Consider the following 3173-nt stretch of genomic DNA (forward strand, 5'->3'; position numbering starts at 1 on the left):
CTTCCGCACGAACGGACTCACCCCAGCACCCTACCCGGCACCCCGATTAGTGCCCCGAAACGGACTCTCAAACTCAGCCTGACAAGCAACTCAATCCCGCCGATCAGGAGCAGTTGTGGAACTCAGGTGTGAGCGTGGACGATGGCCAGGAAGACCACGGCGTCGAACAACAGATGAACAATCACCACGTAGGTCAGTGAGCGAGTGCGGGTGAAGATGAACGCCTGCACCAGCGCGAACGGGAAGGTCAGCAACGGGCCCCAAGCCTGGTAACCGAGCTCCCACAGGAACGAGACGAAGATCACCGCCTGCAACAGGTTCGCGACCGGCATTCGGAAGTGCCGGCGCAGCAGTGCGAAGCAGGTGCAGATGAAGAACAGTTCGTCCCAGGTGCCTACCGCGTTCACCCCGATGAAGAATCGGATGTGTTCGCTGGTGGTGGTGATCACCGGCCAGTTGGTGTAGACGCCGGATCGGATGAAGTAGAACGGCAGGATCAGGTAGGCCAGCAGCGGCACCAGGGCCAGGTACCCGACCTGGGCGCGCGTCCACCGGCCGCCGCCGCGCCACGGGAAGTGAACGACCTTGCGGCGGTAGATGAACCGGTCGACCAGGAACGGCACCAGCACCGCCAACCCCAGCGCGGTACCGATCTGGAAGAACCGGGGCCAGCTCACGTCCGCCTTTACCGACGTGGACGCCACGATCGTCAGCCCAAGGCCGATCAGCAGCAGGTCCTGGCACAGCGCGGGATTGGTGAACCAGGCCAGCCCGAGGCTGGCCAGCAGCACCACCAGCCCCAGCGGCACGTTCTGGACGCCGAACAGTACGACCGCCGAGGCGCTGACTCCGGCCGCGGCCGGCAAATTTCGCCAGGTCGTGGTCAGGGTGGCGGTTTGCGGCGTCGAGGCCATGCCGCCAAGTCTGCTGCACCGGCCGGACAACGCGCGGCGCCGTCAGGGAATCAGCAGCAACTTGCCGGTGGTTCGGCGGCCCTCCAGCGCTCGGTGGGCCTCGGCGGCCTCGGCCAGCGGGAAGGTGCCGCCCACCCGCACCTGCAGTCGGCCGGAGGCGGCGGCGCCGAACACCTCGCCGGCCCGCCACAGCGTTTCGTCCCTGGTCAGCGTGTAGTGCTTCAGCGTCGGCCGGGTCACGAACAGCGAGCCGGCGGAGTTGAGGCGTTGCAGGTCGAACGGCGGCACCTGACCCGACGACCCGCCGAAGAGCACCATCATCCCGCGGACGCCGAGGCAGGCCAAGGACGCGTCGAAGGTCGCCCTGCCGACTCCGTCATAGACAACGTCGACGCCCCCGCCGGCGAGTTCCCGGACCATGCCCGGCAGTTCGGCGGTCAGGTCGGCCAGTTCGGTGTAGACGATCACGTCGGACGCGCCGTGGCTGCGCGCCAGTTCAGCCTTCTCGGCGGTGCCGGCGGTGGCGATGACGCGTCCCCCGTGCTGGACGACGAGTTGGGTGAGCAGACCGCCGACTCCGCCGGCCGCCGCATGCACCAGCGCAATCGTGCCCTCGCGCACCTGATAGGTGGACCGGCACAGGTAGTGCGCGGTCAGGCCCTGCATCGCCAATGCGGCCGCGAGTTGCGGGTCGAGGTCGGCTGGTACCGGTAGCAGGTCGCGATCGGCCACCTTGACGTACTCGGCGTACGAGCCCGGACCCTCGGTCCACGCCACCACGTCGCCGACCTTGGCCTGGGCGCCCGGGCCGATCTCGACGACCACGCCGGCGCCCTCCGAGCCGACCATGTGCGGGTACTTCATCTTGTAGATCCCGCATCGGCGATAGGTGTCGATGAAGTTCACCCCGGCTGCGGCCACCTTGACGACCACCTCCCCGGGCCCGGCGCTGGGCTCGGGAACGTCGGTGTACTCCAGGACTTCTGGTCCGCCGGCCTCGGCGGCGATGATCGCTCTCATGGAACCCATTCAACATGCCCACGGAAGCAGGGTGTGTGGGCCGCGGCCGCCCGGAAGGATCCAGTGCCGCTCTCCCGGCCGGTCCTCGCCAGCTTTCAACCGCCGCGGCCGCACGGCGGTAATTCCGGATATGGCACGCCCAAACGCGATACAAGGCGGTTGAATCGGTGAAAGGCGATTTCAGCGTGCCGAAACCGGAAAACCGCCCGCCAGCCGTGGGTCGGGACTTGAGGTGGCCCTCACTGCGGCACACCAGCCAGCCGGGAGGCTGCGAGGCGGACCTCACTGCGGCAGGCCAGGGAACCGGGAGGCCGTGAGGTGGGCCCCCACTGTGGCCGATCAATGAACCGGGAACCTCTAAGGCGGGGCCGTGACCGAGGTGGGCCCCCACTGTGGCCGATCAGTGAACCGGGAACCTCTAAGGCGGGGCCGTGACCGCGGCAGACCAGGCAACCGGGAGCCCTCGCAGGGGGCATCACTGCGGGGCAGCAGTGGACACTCACTCCGGGCAGACCAGGGGACCGCGCCCGGATGCCCGGAGGCAGGCCTGCTCCACCACGTCGGCCGGCAACTCGTCCACGACATCGCGGGTGATTCGCACCGCGTACTGGGCCTGTTCGCCCTGCCAGCCGGTGCCGAGGAACTCCCCGGTCTGCTCGTCGATGATGATGAACGGCGGGTACGGTGCCTCGGCATCGGCGATCCCGATCGCCACGCCGACCCGGTCGTCCACCGGAACTGCCTGGTGGATCACCTCGACTCGCGGCACGTCCTGCAGGTAGCTGAAGATGGCGGCCCGCTGGGCGGCGGCGAGCTGCCCGGTCCCCAGTAGGGCGGTGGTCATCGCGAATGCCTGCTCCTCGGCCGGCCCCGGGCCCCAGACCCGCCGCTCCAGGAACCGGGCCAGCCGCCCGGCGTCCATCGGCAGGTCAGATCGCCAGAACAGCGCGTTGTCGCCCTCGTAGCAGGTCACCCCGTTTCGGTACGGGCTGACCGGGTAGCGCGGACCACCGAAGGTGTTGACCACCCCGCCACCCAGCCGCGCGTCGAAGCAGACCGACCCCGACCCATCCACCGAGATGTATCTGACCTGGTCGATCCGTACCGCATAACCGCTTGCCGGACGTCGATCCACCAAGTCCTTTCGAACTCCGCGCTCGATGATCCGCCAGTACTGGTCGCCGCGCCGCTCCGGGTCCACCGCACCCTCAGCGGCCAGCACCAGCACCAGGTCGGCCC

General features: G+C 68.4%; 3 protein-coding genes. All 3 read right to left on the bottom strand.

The genetic code is table 11. The features are described from left to right. Window positions 1-122: 122 nt before the first annotated feature. Window positions 123-914: a CPBP family intramembrane glutamic endopeptidase gene (locus WBL05_RS01850; protein WP_424223365.1), complete on the bottom strand. Its 792-nt coding sequence runs from the start codon at window positions 912-914 to the stop codon at window positions 123-125. A gap of 42 nt (window positions 915-956) precedes the next feature. Then, complete coding sequence (locus WBL05_RS01855; RefSeq protein WP_424223366.1) at window positions 957-1934, bottom strand: quinone oxidoreductase family protein; 978 nt, start codon at window positions 1932-1934, stop codon at window positions 957-959. Between the two features lie 499 nt (window positions 1935-2433). Continuing rightward, window positions 2434-3173: hypothetical protein (locus tag WBL05_RS01860; protein ID WP_424223367.1), on the bottom strand; the 740-nt coding region annotated here is incomplete at its 5' end.

It is taken from the genome of Brooklawnia sp. (genome assembly GCF_049651565.1).
GTDB lineage: Bacteria > Actinomycetota > Actinomycetes > Propionibacteriales > Propionibacteriaceae > Brooklawnia.

Coding starts and splice junctions, on each gene's coding strand:
- WBL05_RS01850 (WP_424223365.1), bottom strand. CDS start 914: ATGGCCTCGACGCCGCAAACCGCCACCCTGACCACGACCTGGCGAAAT.
- WBL05_RS01855 (WP_424223366.1), bottom strand. CDS start 1,934: ATGAGAGCGATCATCGCCGCCGAGGCCGGCGGACCAGAAGTCCTGGAG.